This window comes from Pseudoalteromonas sp. 2CM37A (assembly GCF_023161885.1).
GTDB classification, from domain to species: domain Bacteria; phylum Pseudomonadota; class Gammaproteobacteria; order Enterobacterales; family Alteromonadaceae; genus Pseudoalteromonas; species Pseudoalteromonas atlantica.
The window spans coordinates 722,308-737,262 of sequence record NZ_JALNTJ010000001.1; the positions used below are offsets into that span (position 1 = coordinate 722,308).

The 14,955-nt window shown below is 40.0% G+C and carries 14 protein-coding genes; 4 read left to right on the forward strand and 10 right to left on the reverse strand.

The genetic code is table 11. The features are described 5' to 3' along the window. Window positions 1-138: 138 nt before the first annotated feature. The 7 genes from MTF68_RS03235 to MTF68_RS03265 form a co-directional block, all read right to left on the reverse strand. On the reverse strand, window positions 139-681 hold the full coding sequence (locus tag MTF68_RS03235; RefSeq protein ID WP_248461648.1) for a M23 family metallopeptidase: 543 nt from the start codon (window positions 679-681) through the stop codon (window positions 139-141). Between the two features lie 28 nt (window positions 682-709). Next, on the reverse strand, window positions 710-979 hold the full coding sequence (locus tag MTF68_RS03240) for a YrhK family protein (RefSeq protein ID WP_004587206.1): 270 nt from the start codon (window positions 977-979) through the stop codon (window positions 710-712). A 226-nt stretch (window positions 980-1,205) separates the two neighbouring features. Further along, entirely contained in the window at window positions 1,206-2,549 is a 1,344-nt protein-coding gene (locus MTF68_RS03245) for an SPFH domain-containing protein (RefSeq protein ID WP_004587205.1), read from the reverse strand. Beyond that, a complete protein-coding gene (locus MTF68_RS03250; RefSeq protein WP_248461649.1) occupies window positions 2,542-2,880 on the reverse strand; it encodes a methanolan biosynthesis protein EpsI in 339 nt (112 codons plus the stop codon). The genes MTF68_RS03245 and MTF68_RS03250 overlap by 8 nt, the downstream gene beginning before the upstream one ends. Before the next feature lie 267 nt (window positions 2,881-3,147). Beyond that, the gene (locus MTF68_RS03255) at window positions 3,148-3,555 is read right to left on the reverse strand and encodes a hypothetical protein (protein WP_096739465.1); all 408 of its coding nucleotides are present in this window, start codon (window positions 3,553-3,555) and stop codon (window positions 3,148-3,150) included. A 270-nt stretch (window positions 3,556-3,825) separates the two neighbouring features. Beyond that, window positions 3,826-5,082 carry a sodium:proton antiporter gene (locus tag MTF68_RS03260; RefSeq protein ID WP_248461650.1) on the reverse strand — a complete coding sequence of 419 codons (1,257 nt, stop codon included), beginning with the start codon at window positions 5,080-5,082 and terminating at the stop codon, window positions 3,826-3,828. Window positions 5,083-5,234: 152 nt separating this feature from the next. Further along, a complete protein-coding gene (locus MTF68_RS03265; RefSeq protein ID WP_004587201.1) occupies window positions 5,235-5,642 on the reverse strand; it encodes a hypothetical protein in 408 nt (135 codons plus the stop codon). Between the two features lie 575 nt (window positions 5,643-6,217). Here MTF68_RS03265 and sbcB point away from each other — a divergent pair. After that, complete coding sequence (sbcB, locus tag MTF68_RS03270) at window positions 6,218-7,663, forward strand: exodeoxyribonuclease I (protein WP_096041538.1); 1,446 nt, start codon at window positions 6,218-6,220, stop codon at window positions 7,661-7,663. A gap of 765 nt (window positions 7,664-8,428) precedes the next feature. Here the strand turns inward: sbcB and MTF68_RS03275 are convergent. Then, the gene (locus MTF68_RS03275; RefSeq protein WP_248461651.1) at window positions 8,429-9,310 is read right to left on the reverse strand and encodes an NAD(P)-dependent oxidoreductase; all 882 of its coding nucleotides are present in this window, start codon (window positions 9,308-9,310) and stop codon (window positions 8,429-8,431) included. Window positions 9,311-9,426: 116 nt separating this feature from the next. On the opposite strand from MTF68_RS03275, the gene MTF68_RS03280 reads away from it, so the two are divergent. After that, the gene (locus MTF68_RS03280) at window positions 9,427-9,978 is read left to right on the forward strand and encodes a glutathione peroxidase (protein ID WP_004587708.1); all 552 of its coding nucleotides are present in this window, start codon (window positions 9,427-9,429) and stop codon (window positions 9,976-9,978) included. Between the two features lie 303 nt (window positions 9,979-10,281). Beyond that, window positions 10,282-11,262, forward strand: coding sequence for a 2-hydroxyacid dehydrogenase (locus tag MTF68_RS03285; RefSeq protein WP_248461652.1), 981 nt, complete (start codon window positions 10,282-10,284; stop codon window positions 11,260-11,262). Window positions 11,263-11,329: 67 nt separating this feature from the next. On the opposite strand, the gene MTF68_RS03290 is transcribed toward MTF68_RS03285, so the two are convergent. Then, a complete protein-coding gene (locus tag MTF68_RS03290) occupies window positions 11,330-12,652 on the reverse strand; it encodes a sodium-dependent transporter (RefSeq protein ID WP_004587706.1) in 1,323 nt (440 codons plus the stop codon). 138 nt (window positions 12,653-12,790) lie between these two features. On the opposite strand from MTF68_RS03290, the gene MTF68_RS03295 reads away from it, so the two are divergent. Continuing rightward, entirely contained in the window at window positions 12,791-13,534 is a 744-nt protein-coding gene (locus MTF68_RS03295; protein WP_248461653.1) for a 4'-phosphopantetheinyl transferase superfamily protein, read from the forward strand. A gap of 18 nt (window positions 13,535-13,552) precedes the next feature. Here the strand turns inward: MTF68_RS03295 and lysC are convergent, their stop codons facing one another. Continuing rightward, window positions 13,553-14,938 carry a lysine-sensitive aspartokinase 3 gene (lysC, locus tag MTF68_RS03300; RefSeq protein ID WP_248461654.1) on the reverse strand — a complete coding sequence of 462 codons (1,386 nt, stop codon included), beginning with the start codon at window positions 14,936-14,938 and terminating at the stop codon, window positions 13,553-13,555. Between the last annotated feature and the right edge of the window lie 17 nt (window positions 14,939-14,955).

Sequence of the window (14,955 nt, forward strand, 5' to 3'; positions counted from 1 at the left end):
GAAAATCTAACCTATAGACTTTAGTCTAACACCTGCTTTAAATAGCGTTTCTTTCACTTTCAAAAAATACAGCAAAAACAGGCGAGTTAACTACGTTGGCAGTTAATTTGTAACGGCCCACTTATAAGTAAGACTGAGTTAGTTAGCAGTCAACTTTTTATGTGGGTTTAAAAAAAACATTTTTTTCCACCCTTGGCTTTGTGTTGTAAAAAGCCACGGCATAGGCATAAGCGATAATATAGAATAATGCACATGGGGTTGCTTTCCTGCAGCATTACCGGTATCACCCAGCAAACCAATTTGACTGTGTATGCTAACTACATCCCCTGCACTTACATTGTAGTCATTTAAATGTGCAAAATAATGCACTCGCCATTTTGCACCTAATACCGCAACCACTTTGCCACCTCGGTTTAGTTCACCTGAAAAAATAACAATACCGCTTGTTGCAGCAACCACAGGGGTGTTTTTAGCGCCAAAAATATCAATTCCTTTATGCACACCCGAGCGCCCCCACGGCTCATACCAAAACGTATTGTGGTTCCAATCTTTACTTGTAGCGCCTTGCACAGGAATTACTAGCTTCTCAGGAATGAGTAAACCCACTATTAATAAAATTATAACTGCGCCCAAAGTCCACTTTAGTAGTTTCAATGCATTACCTTTGCTGTGAATAGTCATTAAATTATTAATTACAATACCTGAACGCCTAGTGAGTATTGTTAGAACGAAACACTTTTTTAACGTGAACTAAACTCATTAATTTTAATACAGGTTTTATTATTAATTGCGCACTGCCAGCTATAAAAAGCCAGGTACCGCTTTCAACTAATGACTCATTTAAAAAGAAAAAGCTACCAATTAAAAACCACACCGCAATTAAAAAATCGTTAACTGCGCCTAATGCTTCATAACGGCGTTGGATAGTAATATGCTCTTGTCCTAAGTCTAAATTAAGCTGATTTTTGCTGGAGCCCATCAATACTACTCACTCTTTTTACTGTGTAATTAAAAAAACTGTTTTCACTAGCATCTAATACCAATTCGCTTAATTAAGTATTATTGCGAATTGGTATAGGCTTATCTGCATAATACAATAGCAAAAAACACACAATAAAAAACGCTGCCTGATATATCAGCCAGCGTTTTTATTGGTGTAGAGTCTTTATAACTAAAAACTCACTATTGCTTGTATATTTAATTGTTTATTTTTGGTCTTTTTCTAAACGTTTTTTAAGACTTAAAGCCGCATCTGCCGCTAATAATCGCATAAATTCAGAACCATTGCTTTGTTCGCCCTGTCCTGCACCTATTACAATTTCAGGCACTAAACGGCTTTTTCCTAAACTATTGAATAAAGCAGTTTGAATTTTCACCTCAGCTTTTAATGTTTCATCAAACACATATTTAGGATCAAGCGCTGCTGATTTAGCACGTAAGCGTGCCTCAGCTAACACATCCATGCCTAGTGCTTCTAAACGTTGTTGCTTTAATATCTCTTCTTGCTCTTTAGCCAACTCAGCTTTTACAGCTACACGTTGCTGCGCAGAAATAATAGCATTCGCTTTAATACGCTCGGCATCGATTTGCTCTTTAATTTTAAGCTTTTCAGACTCTGCCCGTTGCTTTGCTATTGCTTGTTCGCCTAAGGCAACTTCTGTACGCGCTTGTTGCTCTGCTTTTTTAAGGTTTTGACGTGCCAAGGCTTCATCTGCAGCCGCTTGCTTTTGCGCTTCTAAGCGCGCGTTTACTTTACTTTCGTAGTCAATATCAATAATACTTGCATCTACAACAGTAATACCATACGCACCTAAAATCGGCGCATTACGCAGCGGTTTACCCTCTTTATCAGATTTAATATTTACCGTTACACGCTGCTGTTTACTTAAGCTACCTAGTTCATCGCTTTTATCCCGCTCACCGCTGCTGATTATTTGTTCAGTAACAAAAATACCATTAGTAAGTTGATCAGAGAAGTCTTGGCTAAGTTGCCCGTTTCCACCAGAATAATGCTGCTCAACCGACATCATACGCGCCGACGCTTTAACGTTTTCTGTAGTAGCACGCATAAGTAAATTAGATATAAGCGTATCTTGCGAACCAAACTCTTCGTGTATTTTTAGTAATCCACGTAATTCACCTTTTTCAGTGGCTGGTACATTGCCTGGCAACCTAAAGCGCGATACACCACGTGCACCACCGGTTGTTGTATCCAAAAAGCGTATTGGAATAAGAGGTACAATTGCACTCGCAGTCGCGTTTTCGTCACCCGTAAAGTTAATCGATATAACCTTTTTATAAGCAGATGTAGTGCCAAATGCTTTTAAATATGGGCCAGCTTGGTTAATAACCGTTAACTTTCCGGTAAACGCCGATTGATGAACTAAACGCTCGTCAGCTTCGTTCCAAGAAATAACTTGTGAAGTAAGCGTTGCTATAACAGCCAACACAACCACTATTGATGTTACTAAAATGACATTTCGTCGGCCAAAACGACCTATAAATGATTGTGACTTTTCTTCTGGAACCGCTTTTTTATCGCTATCCATTTTCCTTACTCTCCATGTTTAGTTTTTTCTTAACAAAGTAAATAATTTCTTGCTCGCTTAAATGCGCACAAAAACTACCTGAGCGATGCAATTCTATAAATGTTGCAAGGATCTCTTCTTTGCCTTTTATTTTTTTATGTTTATCTACTTGGGCTTGGTTTTTATCCGTAAGTTGAGTAATAAGCTCATCTACAATGGTGTCTTTATCAAACAGCACATTGTATTCCTTAGTTTTTCTTACTCGGTTTTTGCGTATATTGCTATAAATAACATAAATAGCTAAACACAAAATAATAACCAATGTACTCAACCCAACAATATAGAAAATCATATAACCTGCTTATATTTAGTTGAATGATTACGTCAATAACAGGTGTTATAAATCAATAACAAATGTTAACTCATTAATTTTACAGAAACCTCGTATAAAAAACAGGTAAAAGTAATAATTCCAAAAATAAAGCTTTCTAAAACGGGCTTTCTCGCTTTTAAATTTACATGTGAGTTTTATAAAAAAATTTTATTACACGCACAAAAAAGCCCCTACCTAATATAAATCGGTAGGGGCTTTTTTGTGACTCTCGCTAATTAAATTGCTTTATAAGGCAAGCTCTTCTTTAGCGCGAGTTAAGTTATGAGACACTAATGTGTTTTCAGAGATTTGTACTGCTTCGTATAAATCAGCTAATGCTGCTGTATCGTTATGCGCTTTTAAACGTGCAACGCCACGGTTGCTTAAAGCGTACGATGTAAGCTGGCGTACTTTAAATTTAGGGCCTTGTGCATCTTGTAATAGTGCAATGGCTTTAGTACAAATTTCTTCAGCTTGAGCGTAATTTTTAGATTTAACGTTAAGTGCGCAGCTATTGAATGACTCTTCAAGTGGCAATGGCGCAGTAGCGGTTTTGATAACCATTAGTTTGTAGTCACTTGAATCAGCCATTACAGCTGCTGAGCAAGTTAGTAATGAGCCAAGAGCGATGGTTTTTAAAAGTGTACGTTTCATGGTTTGCCTATCCTAATTAAGTTAGTCGTGCTTGTTGCCGACAACTGAACTTTAGAGTAATAGCTCAGCGCCGACAAACGAGAAAAACAAACTCAATAAGTGAAGAAAATTAACCTATAGACTTTAGTCTAATATACGTACAAATTTAAATGTTTAACAGCGTGTAAACCAGCGTAATTACTGCTTGTTTTGAAAAAGGTTTTAAAACGAGTGTTATGCAGTAGTTACGCATAAAAGCCAGCAAACTGTACAAAAATCAATCTTTAAAATTTATTTTGTTTTTATGCTTTTGGCGACTTTTCCTACGCTCAAGCCTTGCACTAAAATTGAAAAAACCACCACTGCATAAGTTAAGGCCAATAATATATTACGCTGCGATCCATCAGGTAGCTGCAACACCAGTGCCACCGAAATACCGCCACGTAACCCTCCCCAGGTTAACACTTTCCATGCACCGCTGGGCAGCTCGAGCTGTTTATTAAAAATAGTTGTTGTTAGGCCAACCACAATAAGACGTGCGCATAGCGCAATTAAAATGGTTAAAACGCCCGCCACCAGCAAATTAGCTGAGTACACAATCATTACCACTTCAAGGCCAATTAGCACAAATAAAATGGCATTTAAAATTTCATCAATTAGCTCCCAAAACAAATCAACATAGTGGCGTGTTTTATCACTCATGGCTAAATTACGGCCATGATTACCCACCATTAATCCCACCATAACCATCGCAAGTGGCCCCGATAAGTGCCAGTGACTCGCCAATGCATAACCGCCTATAACACCCGCTAGCGTAAGTAATACTTCTTCTTGGTAGCTATCTATTGCTTTTAATAAATAATTTAAAGCAGCGCCTAATATTAAACCAAATATTATACCGCCCCCCGCTTCAACAGCGAGTGTATGAGCCACTGAGTATGTAGTTGGCATATCACCACTGGTTAAAATTCCTAATAAAAGCGCAAATACCACCACGCCTATACCATCATTAAATAGCGACTCCCCCGCTATTACGGTTTCAATACTTTTAGGCGCACCAGCAGAGCGTAAAATACCCATCACCGCTATCGGATCGGTTGGCGAAATCAACGCACCAAATAATAAACACCATATAAACGATAAATTAAATCCCAATAAAGGCACTACTACATATAACGCTGCAGCAATAATCACTGTTGAAACTAGCGTACCCACACACGCTAAAATACCTATGGGTAATTTATAACGTCTTAAGTCACTTACATTAACGTGCAGCGCCCCAGCAAAAAGCAGCATTGAGAGCATGCCGTCGAGCAATACATGAGTAAAATTGAGTTGATCAAGTAGGCTTACTTCGTAATCAATAAGTTCATCAAACCCTAAAAAGCCCAAAAATATGGCCGCAATAGACACTAAAAGCGAAATAACCATCACCCCAATGGTGGTTGGCAGGCCAATAAACCGATGATTTATATAAGCAAGTAATGCGGTTATAGATAAAAAAATCGCGCTAATTTCAAATATGCTCAACGTACTGGTGACATCCATAATCTAGCTCTCTTAAATTTAAAGCCTAATAAGTAGTTTCCACTTTTATGATTTGCAGTTTTTAACCGTGCAACGCAAAAAGCCCATGTTAAGAATAAACCTAACATGGGCTTTTTATACACTGGCTTAATTAAAGCATGTTTAGTGCTTTTTTATAGCGCAAGCTCTTCTTTAGCAAGTGTTAAATTATGCGATACCATTGTACTGTTAGACATTTGCGCTGCCTCGTACAAATCAGCAATGGCTGCTGTGTCATTATTTGATTTTAAGCGTGCAACACCTCGGTTACTTAACGCGAATGACGTAAGTTGGCGTACTTTAAATTTAGGGCCGTCTGCATCTTTTAAAAGTGCAATTGCTTTTGTACAAATTGCTTCAGCTTCAGCATAGTTTTTTGACTTAACATTAAGTGCGCAACTATTAAATGACTGCTCAATTGGCTGCGGTGCAGTCGCTTGTTCGATAACCATTAATTTGTAGTCACTTGTATCAGCCATTACAGCAGCTGAGCAAGTTAATAAAGAGCCAAGAGCGATGGTTTTGATAAGTGAGCTTTTCATGATTATGTTCCTGTTGAGTTAGTCGTGCTTGTTGCCGACAATTCAACTTTAGAGAATTAACACAAAACCGACAAACGATTAAAACAAAACCAATAAGTGAAGAAAATTAACTTATAGACTTTAGTCTAATGCCAAATTACTAATTTACGGTAATTGGTATTTATACAATCAGTAACCGAACCCGCTCTTTACTTAGTCCGTTCAAGTGGCTTAACTTTTCCATAACAGCTTCAAACTTAAAGCCTATGTCTGCAGCATCATTTATCCACCAAACCAGCTGTTAAAGCACCAAGTGCTTAGCAAATTTGCGTTTGATTTACTTTGGACCGGTAATAATTATTTGCAAAAAGGTTAGCAAGCCATGGGCTATAACGGCGCGCGCCCTTACTTTTAATTCGTGATTGTGGATTGGAACAAAACTCAAACTTGACGTATTACTACAAAGTTCCATAACATCATTTATCACCCAAACCTATAAACTCCCTCGCCCATATGCCATAATCTAAATAATTCATTATTTTAGTAACTTGGCGTGCATTTAGGCGTTTTTAAGTTAACTTCTCAGGGTTTTTAGCATGGCATATCAAGAGCAAAATCAAGCAACAATCTACTGGCACGATTATGAGACCTGGGGGGCGAGCCCTCAAAAAGATAAGCCGAGCCAGTTTGCGGGAATTCGTACCGATCTTGATTTAAATATAATAGGCGAGCCGCTTATTGAATATTGTAAGCCGCAAGCGGATTACTTGCCTCACCCTGAGGCATGTTTAATTACGGGTATTACGCCACAAGTGGCGATGCAAAAAGGTTTGGTTGAGGCTGAGTTTATAGCCAAAATTCACGCTGAATTTAGTGCGCCAAACACCTGTGTGGCTGGTTATAACAGTATTCGCTTTGATGACGAAGTAAGCCGTTATAGCTTTTATCGTAACTTTTACGACCCGTACGAGCGCGAATATAAAAACAATAACAGCCGCTGGGATATTATTGATTTAGTACGTGCGTGTTATGCGCTGCGCCCTGAGGGGATTGAATGGCCGTTAAAAGAAGACGGCAGCCCGAGCTTTAAGCTTGAACATTTAACGGTAGCTAATGGCATTGAACACGCCGCTGCTCACGATGCGCTAAGCGATGTAACTGCCACTATTGCACTGGCTAAACTTATAAAAGAAAAACAACCAAAGCTTTATAACTTCTTTTTTGGGCTGCGTAATAAAAAAGCGCTTGGTGAGTTAGTTGATGTATTTAACATGACGCCGCTGGTACACACATCATCGCGTATTCCTGCAACGCAGGGCTGTACTACGTGGGTAGCGCCTATGAGCTTTCATCCGGTAAATAAAAACGCCGTTATATGTTTTGATTTAACCCAAAACCCGCAAGTATTGCTTGACTTAAACGTAGAAGAGTTACGTAAACGTTTATACACCAAACGCGTTGATTTAGCCGAGGGCGATTTACCTGTTGGTTTAAAATTGGTGCATTTAAACAAGTGCCCTATTTTAGCGCCTGCTAAAACGTTATTGCCTGAAAACGCAGCCCGTTTAGGCATTGACCGCGAGCAATGCCTCGCTAATTTAGCTATTTTAAAAGCCAATACCGAGCTTCGCGATAAAGTAACCGAAGTGTTTAATGAAAAAGGCGATTACAGCGCAACCACTAACGTTGATTACTTACTTTACGATGGCTTTACAAGCCATGCCGACAAAGCTAAATTTGCGATTATTCGCGATGCTAAACCAGACGAGCTAGCGGGCTTAAATTTAGATTTTGAAGATAAAAAGTTCAATACATTACTGTTTAGATACCGCGCGCGAAACTGGCCTGAAACGCTCAACCAGCAAGAGCTTGACCAATGGCGTCAGTATTGCCAAAACAAGTTAATGCACGGAGAAGATCAACCCTCAATTAGTGCACAAGATTTTATGATCACCCTTGAAAACTTGGCCCATGAGCACGACGACAGCGAAAAAAACCTAACCATTTTAAAGGCTTTGTATAACTACGCGCAAAGCATGTAATTTAGTTTAAGTTTGTGTAGAACACTTTTAAAACGCGACACTTTAGCAATAAAGTGTCGCGTTTTTTGTTTTATATAACTTTACTACTACAATCAAAGCCAAAATTTTTTGCACAAAGAGAAACGAATGAGAAGTAAATGAGAAAACATAAAGGCCAACAACAATCTTTTTAGAACTATCACTGCCTCTAAAAGCGAAGCGCCTCTTATCCTCTTTGTGAATAAATTACTTTACGGGCTTTGCCCGTCACGTAAGCAAGCTTCGCGTCTACAAGTAAAACCCATGTCTACACCAGCGTGGTAGAGGCAGAGCTTGCTCACGTGAAAAGCGCAGCTTTTAAATGCTCAAATAAAACACTACTCACAAAGAGAAACGAATGAGGAGTAAATGAGAAGACATAAAACATAAACCTTTTTGGAACTATCTATTCCTCTAAAGCGCAGCGCCTCTTACCCTCTTTGTGAATAAATCACTTTACGGGCTTTGCCCATCACGCCAGCAAGCTGCGCATCAAGTAAAACCCATATCTACACCTTCGCTGTAGACGTAAAGCTTGCTCACGTGAAAAGCGCAGCTTTTTAAATAAAAAATAATCCACAAAGAGAAGCGAATGAGGAATAAATGAGAAGACATAAAAACATAAACCTTTTTAGAACTATCTCTTCCTCTAAAAGCGAAGCGCCTCTTATCCTCTTTGTGAATAAATCACTTTACGGGCTTTGCCCATCACGCAAGTTTGGCGTTTACATTGATATACTCAAAACGTTATTTTTTATGCAGTGCTTCAATGCGTGCTAGTAAGCTTGATGTATCGTATCGCCCCCCGCCAAGCGCTTGTACGTCGGCGTAATATTGATCAACCGTTGCAGTCATAGGTAACGTAGCGCCGTTGTTTTTAGCTTCATCAAGCGCGATGCCTAAGTCTTTACGCATCCAATCTACGGCAAAACCAAACTCGTACTCACCTGCCCACATTGTTTTGTAGCGGTTTTCCATTTGCCACGAACCCGCAGCCCCTTTTGAAATGGTTTCAATTACCTTTTCACCATCAAGCCCTGCTTGTTTAGCAAAGTGTAAGCCCTCGGCTAAGCCTTGCACTACGCCGGCAATACAAATTTGATTAACCATTTTACATAACTGCCCTGCGCCCACATCGCCTAATAACTGGCTAAAACGGCTATATGCTGCCATTACGGGTTGCACTTTAGTGAAAACAGCTTCGTTACCGCCTGCCATGACTGTAAGCACGCCGTTTTCAGCACCTGCTTGTCCGCCTGATACGGGCGCGTCTATAAAATCTATATTTTGCAGGGCTGCTTTTTCTGCTACTTCACGGGCTACTTCGGCCGATGTAGTAGTATGGTCAACCAAAATGCTATTAACGGCCATCCCCGCTAAAACACCATTTTCGCCGTAAACAACCGCACGTAAGTCATCATCATTACCTACACACATAAATACAATATCAGCATTATTTGCAGCGTCTCGCGGCGTGGTAGCAAAGCTTCCTGCATACTCATCTACCCAGCTTTGCGCCTTTGCCTGAGTGCGGTTATATACACACACATTAAAGCCCGCTTTTGCTAAATGCCCTGCCATTGGGTAACCCATTACCCCTAAACCTATAAATGCAACATTGATTGACATAAAAGTGCCTTATTTTCCTGCTAACTTAGAAACTATGCCCGATTATGTCAATCGGCTGCTTAAAAAGCGAATTAAGTCTTTATAAATTTCCAACGTAAGGAAATAAGTAGGTAACCATGGATAGTATTTATCAATTTAGTGCCCCTTTGTACAACAGCGAAAGCTTTGCGCTTAGCCAGCTAAAAGGCAAAACAGTACTTATTGTTAATACAGCAAGTAAATGTAATTTTTCGGTGCAATTAAGTTCGCTAGAAAAGCTCTATCAAGAATATAAAAATAGCGGCTTCACTATTTTAGCGTTTCCTTGTCATCAATTTGGCCAAAACGAGCCGCTTGATAACCTCGCGATTAAAGACTTTTATCAAGGGCAATTTGACGTGTCGTTCAAAGTGTTTGGTAAGGTAATGGTAAATGGGCCCGAGGCGCACCCGCTGTTTAATTATTTAAAGTCGCATACCCGCGGTATTTCGCAAAACCGCGCAGTAAAGTGGAACTTCACCAAGTTTTTAATTAACCCACAAGGTCAGCTCGTTGCACGTTATGCGCCGCGCACCAAGCCCGAAACGCTTAAACAGGTCATTGAGGCAAATTTACCTAGCGCACTAAACGCTAATAATTTAAATAACGCAAAAATAATACCTAACTTTAATGCATTAAAAGGCGCTTAATTATTCTAAATCAATAAACGGGTGGTTACTCAAGCATGCTTTATTAAACTAGTTTAAGGTTATGTACAATACCAATCGGCAATAATACTTAATCATTTTTAGGGGCTAAACGTGTCGCTATCTGTGTTAAAAAACTCTCATTTACGACTGCATGGATGCAGAAGGTAGAGCAATGCAGGAGCAATTGCCGAGAACAACTAAATAGCGAATTTTTTGCCTTGCTATCAACGCGTTTTTACATCCTCAAAATAGATCACTTGATTATACGGATTGCTATAACAGCTAGGCTTTGGAGTAAATAACATGAACATTGCTTTTTTTAGTACGCAAAAATACGAGCAGCCTTTTTTTAAGCGCAGTATTAACAAACACCCTCAAATAGAGATTTGTTACTTTGAGCAAGCACTGAATGAGCAAACAGCCCTGCTTGCTGAAGGGTTTGATGCTGTGTGTGTATTTGTAAACGACACGGTTAACGCCCTCGTTATTGAGCACCTTGCTGAGCATGGAATTAATACTATTTTACTTCGCTGCGCAGGGTTTAATAATGTTGATTTAGTGGCTGCCAAAGCACACAACATTAAGGTATTACGAGTACCCGCCTACAGCCCAGAAGCCGTAGCTGAGCACTGTGTTGCACTTATGCTTACCCTTAGCCGTAAAACACATAAAGCCTATAACCGCGTACGCGAAGACAACTTTGATTTAAACGGTTTATTAGGCTTTAACTTACACGACAAAACAGTTGGCATTATAGGCTGTGGTAAAATTGGCCTTGCCCTTTGTAATATTTTAAATGGCTTTGGCGCGCATGTTTTAGTGTGCGACCCTTATGCAACACCTGGCAATTACACCATCACCGATTTAGATTCGCTGCTTACTCAAAGCGATATAATTTCACTGCACTGCCCACTGAATGAGCAAACACACCATTTAATAAATGACGATGCATTTAATAAAATGAAACCTGGGGTAATGCTAATTAACACTTCGCGCGGTGCGCTACTTAATAGCAAAGCGTGTATAAATGCGCTTAAAACTAAAAAGCTAGGGTATTTAGGGCTTGATGTGTACGAGCAGGAGTCGGAGCTATTTTTTAAAAACCATAGCGACGAGATAAACCAAGACGATATATTCTCGCGCTTAGTTAGTTTTAAAAACGTATTAATAACTGGCCACCAAGGCTTTTTTACTCAAGAAGCCCTTAGCGAAATTGCCAATACCACCATACAAAACGCAATAGAAATTAATGAACAAAGACCTTTAACCAATGAGGTTTTATAAAGCCGCGGCCCATTAATTTAGCTTTATCCGTTTTGCTATTTACATAACGGGTAAAGCTTAAAATACTTTAGCCAAACGCAACGTTTGCAAAAACAAGAGTCATTAATACTGGGCACACAAAACGAATGTATTGAGCAAACCAGTAATGCGTGCCCGTGCTGGCTTTATGAAGCTTATTACCGCGTTTCCACATCCAACCTGCGGTTATGAAATAAAATAGCCCCATAAGTGGAAGTTGGTACTGAGTAAATAGCATGATGACTAAACCAAATAACCACTCAAAGTTTAATATTATTGCACTAGCGCATATTAACACCACTAGGCTAACGGCCCACGTTGCTTTAGTACGATCTACGCGGTGGTTTTCTACTAAAAACGCTACCGGTATTTCTGTGGTAGAAATAGTCGATGTAACCGATGCAATCGACATAAGTACAAAAAACAGTAACCCAATTAGTAAGCCAATTTCGCCCATGGTACTAAAAAGCTCAGGCAAAATAGCAAATATAAGCTGCCCTTCACCTATAAGTTTTCCGCCGCTAAACACCTCTACTCCGTTATGCTGCGCTACATAAATTGCAGGCACTATCAGTAAACCTGCTAAAAATGCCACACTGGTATCAAGTAGTGCAACGCTTGCAGTTAGTTTTGGCAGATTTGCATCTGGCTGCAGGTACGAGCCATAAATCATCATGCAGCCAACCCCTAATGAGAGCGAAAAAAACGCCTGCCCCATTGCAGCAATAATTAAATTTGGGTCAAGCACTTGGCTAAAATTAGGAATTAAATAAGCAGCAAACCCTTCGCTGGCGCCTTCTAAACTGGCTATATAAAAAATTAAGCCTATTAGTAGCACCAATAACAATGGCATTAAACGACGTGACCAGGTTTCAATCCCTGATTTAACCCCTTTTAAAATAATACTGGCGGTTAAAATAAGCATAAGCGGCGTAAATATAAAATTACGCACCATAGAGTCGCTGTGTAAAAATTCGCTTGCGGCGGTAAAACCAAAAAATGTAGTAATAGGCTCTATCGCGTAAGAGAGCATCCACCCAGCTACAATAGAATAAAAGCTAAGCATAACCACAGCGCCCGCAAGGCCAATATATCCTGCGGCAGCCCCTACTTTTTTGTTGGTATTTTGCCACGCATTACCCAATGCTTTTACTGGGTTTGCTTGCGCTTGGTGGCCTAAATAAAGTTCGGTATAAAGCGCAGGTAGCGCAAGTAAAAATATAACTACAAAGTAAACCAATAAAAATGCACCGCCACCATGGTTGGCCGCCTGCGTAGGAAAACCCCAAATATTACCTAAACCCACTGCTGCGCCTGCAGCGGCTAAAACAAAACCAAAACGGCTTTGAAATCCATCACGCACTTGTGCCATACATCTACAAATTCTGTTATTCTTTGATTATTGTGAATTAAACCATATTTAATGCCAACTGAGTAATAAAATTGCTTTTGGCATAAATAAGCGCTGTTAACCGCTCATAATTACAGCACTCACTTATTTTAAGCGCGTATGACTAACCACTTTTTTAAAAACACCCTAAGTATTGCTCCCTCTTTTTATAGCGATTTACCCCCTAGCAACAATACTATTTTAGTGTTTAATGCCAACACACTTAATGTAGAACACCTTGATTTAACCCAATACCTAAGCCCATTTGAGCTAAGCGTTATAAATCGTCGTAAACGCATGCAAGCAAAGCAAGAATATGTAGCATCGCGTATATTACTAAAGCAACTTGCAAAGCATACTCAGCCCCAATACGCACACATACCGCTTAATAAAATGAGCACCCACTTTAATGAAGAATGCTCAAAACTACAGCTCCATATAAACCACACCGTTATTAATACCTGTATTTCGCACTCGCATGGCTTAGTTGGTGTAGCACTTAATGTTACTAAGGCGGAGTTTGGCTTTGATATTGAAAAAATAAACTTAAAACGCCCATTCGAAAAGCTCGCTAAGCATTTTTATCATAAGGCTGAAATTGCCTTAATTACCGCGCCTTTGGCTATAAAAGAGCAAGCCAACCGCTTTTTTAGAATTTGGACCTTAAAAGAGGCACTCGCTAAAGCAACTAGCCGCCCAATAGCGCAGTTGCTTAACCCAAATGTATTTGATGAATTTTCTTTGTTAAACCTTACAGCATCGAGTAACACCATAACGGTTGCCAATGAGGAGTTTGATATAAGCGTGGCGCATAAAAAAAGCACCGACTGGCGGTGCTTTATACTTAATAACTTGGATACTTAATAACTTGGCTTTAAAAGCTTAAGCAGCGCTTTCTAATAAGCGGCTGTGTATTGCTTGTACCACGGTATCTGATTCGCTTTGCTCTACTAAAAAGCATAAGTTGTGCTTACTTGCACCATGACAAATTAATCGAATATTAAACTCTTTTAATACGTTCATTAAGTTCATTTCGTGCTGGCGTAGCTGTATTTCAGACCCTATAAGCGCCACTAAGGTTAAGTTATTTTCAACCGATACATGACAAAATTCGGCCAATTTATCTAAACACGCTTGCTCAAGCTCAGGTCGCGAGGCATTAGGCGCGTTATCTAGGGTTATGGCAACACTAATTTCTGAGGTAGTAACTAAATCTACCGATATATTAAATTCACTTAAAATAGTAAATACACGGGCCAAAAAGCCACTTGCTAATAACATTTCTGGGCTTTTAAGCGTTAGCAATATTTGGTTTTTACGCTGCGTAACGGCACGAATACCTGGCTGCTGCGATTTTTCACGCTCAATCCACGTCCCCCCGCGCTCTGGCTCGCGGCTAGAGCCTACAAATACATTAATATGGCTACGGCTTGCTGGTAAAATTGTCGCAGGGTGCAATACTTTTGCGCCAAATGTAGCCATTTCTGCGGCTTCATCAAAGCTTAAACGGGCAATTGGCGTTGCCTTAGCGCATAAACGCGGGTCGGTGCTAAAAATACCCACTACATCGGTCCAAATATGTACACTTTTGGCGTTAATAGCCTCTGCTAATAACGCCGCGCTGTAGTCAGAGCCACCACGGCCAAGCGTTGTGGTTTGGCCAAATTCATCACTACCAATAAACCCTTGTGTAACTATTACTTGCTCATCTAATAACGGAATTAACAGGTCTTTAGCAGCTTGTTCAGTGGCCGCAACATCGGGCATTGCTTTACCAAATTGGCTATCAGTTTTAAGCACTTTGCGTACATCAAACCTATCTGCATTTAAGCCTTTTAAGCGCAGCACTTGAGCAAATAAATAAGACGATAAACGCTCGCCAAAGCTAAGCAGCTCATCGTGTTGTTGATCAGTGGTGAGTGTTTCAAGGGCTAACGTTTGAAATGCTTTTAACGTCTCGTTAAAACCCACCGCTAAATCGGCATCAAGCGACAGCTCATCTAAAATAGCCTGTTGAATAGCCAATACGCCATCGATGTGTGCTTGGCGCTGCTCTTTACTAAGGTCGGGTTTGCACAGTGCAACTAAGTGGTTAGTTACGCCGGCACTGGCGCTCACAGCTACAATACGTACGCTTTTATCTGCAACAATAATTTCGCTGCAGCGACTCATCGCTTCAAAGTTTGCAACACTGGTTCCGCCAAATTTGGCAACGATGTAATCTGATTTTGCGCCTGATACTGTTTGTGGCACTGATTGGGTAGTCATTTCGTCTCCTTTCGCGG

Bases quoted from the DNA above. Each gene is read 5' to 3' on its own strand.
- MTF68_RS03245 (WP_004587205.1), bottom strand. From the start codon at position 2,549: ATGGATAGCGATAAAAAAGCGGTTCCAGAAGAAAAGTCACAATCATTT.
- sbcB (WP_096041538.1), top strand. From the start codon at position 6,218: ATGGCATATCAAGAGCAAAATCAAGCAACAATCTACTGGCACGATTAT.
- MTF68_RS03295 (WP_248461653.1), top strand. From the start codon at position 12,791: ATGACTAACCACTTTTTTAAAAACACCCTAAGTATTGCTCCCTCTTTT.
- MTF68_RS03290 (WP_004587706.1), bottom strand. From the start codon at position 12,652: ATGGCACAAGTGCGTGATGGATTTCAAAGCCGTTTTGGTTTTGTTTTA.
- MTF68_RS03260 (WP_248461650.1), bottom strand. From the start codon at position 5,082: ATGGATGTCACCAGTACGTTGAGCATATTTGAAATTAGCGCGATTTTT.
- MTF68_RS03240 (WP_004587206.1), bottom strand. From the start codon at position 979: ATGGGCTCCAGCAAAAATCAGCTTAATTTAGACTTAGGACAAGAGCAT.
- MTF68_RS03275 (WP_248461651.1), bottom strand. From the start codon at position 9,310: ATGTCAATCAATGTTGCATTTATAGGTTTAGGGGTAATGGGTTACCCA.
- MTF68_RS03250 (WP_248461649.1), bottom strand. From the start codon at position 2,880: ATGATTTTCTATATTGTTGGGTTGAGTACATTGGTTATTATTTTGTGT.
- MTF68_RS03280 (WP_004587708.1), top strand. From the start codon at position 9,427: ATGGATAGTATTTATCAATTTAGTGCCCCTTTGTACAACAGCGAAAGC.
- MTF68_RS03265 (WP_004587201.1), bottom strand. From the start codon at position 5,642: ATGAAAAGCTCACTTATCAAAACCATCGCTCTTGGCTCTTTATTAACT.
- MTF68_RS03285 (WP_248461652.1), top strand. From the start codon at position 10,282: ATGAACATTGCTTTTTTTAGTACGCAAAAATACGAGCAGCCTTTTTTT.
- MTF68_RS03235 (WP_248461648.1), bottom strand. From the start codon at position 681: ATGACTATTCACAGCAAAGGTAATGCATTGAAACTACTAAAGTGGACT.
- MTF68_RS03255 (WP_096739465.1), bottom strand. From the start codon at position 3,555: ATGAAACGTACACTTTTAAAAACCATCGCTCTTGGCTCATTACTAACT.
- lysC (WP_248461654.1), bottom strand. From the start codon at position 14,938: ATGACTACCCAATCAGTGCCACAAACAGTATCAGGCGCAAAATCAGAT.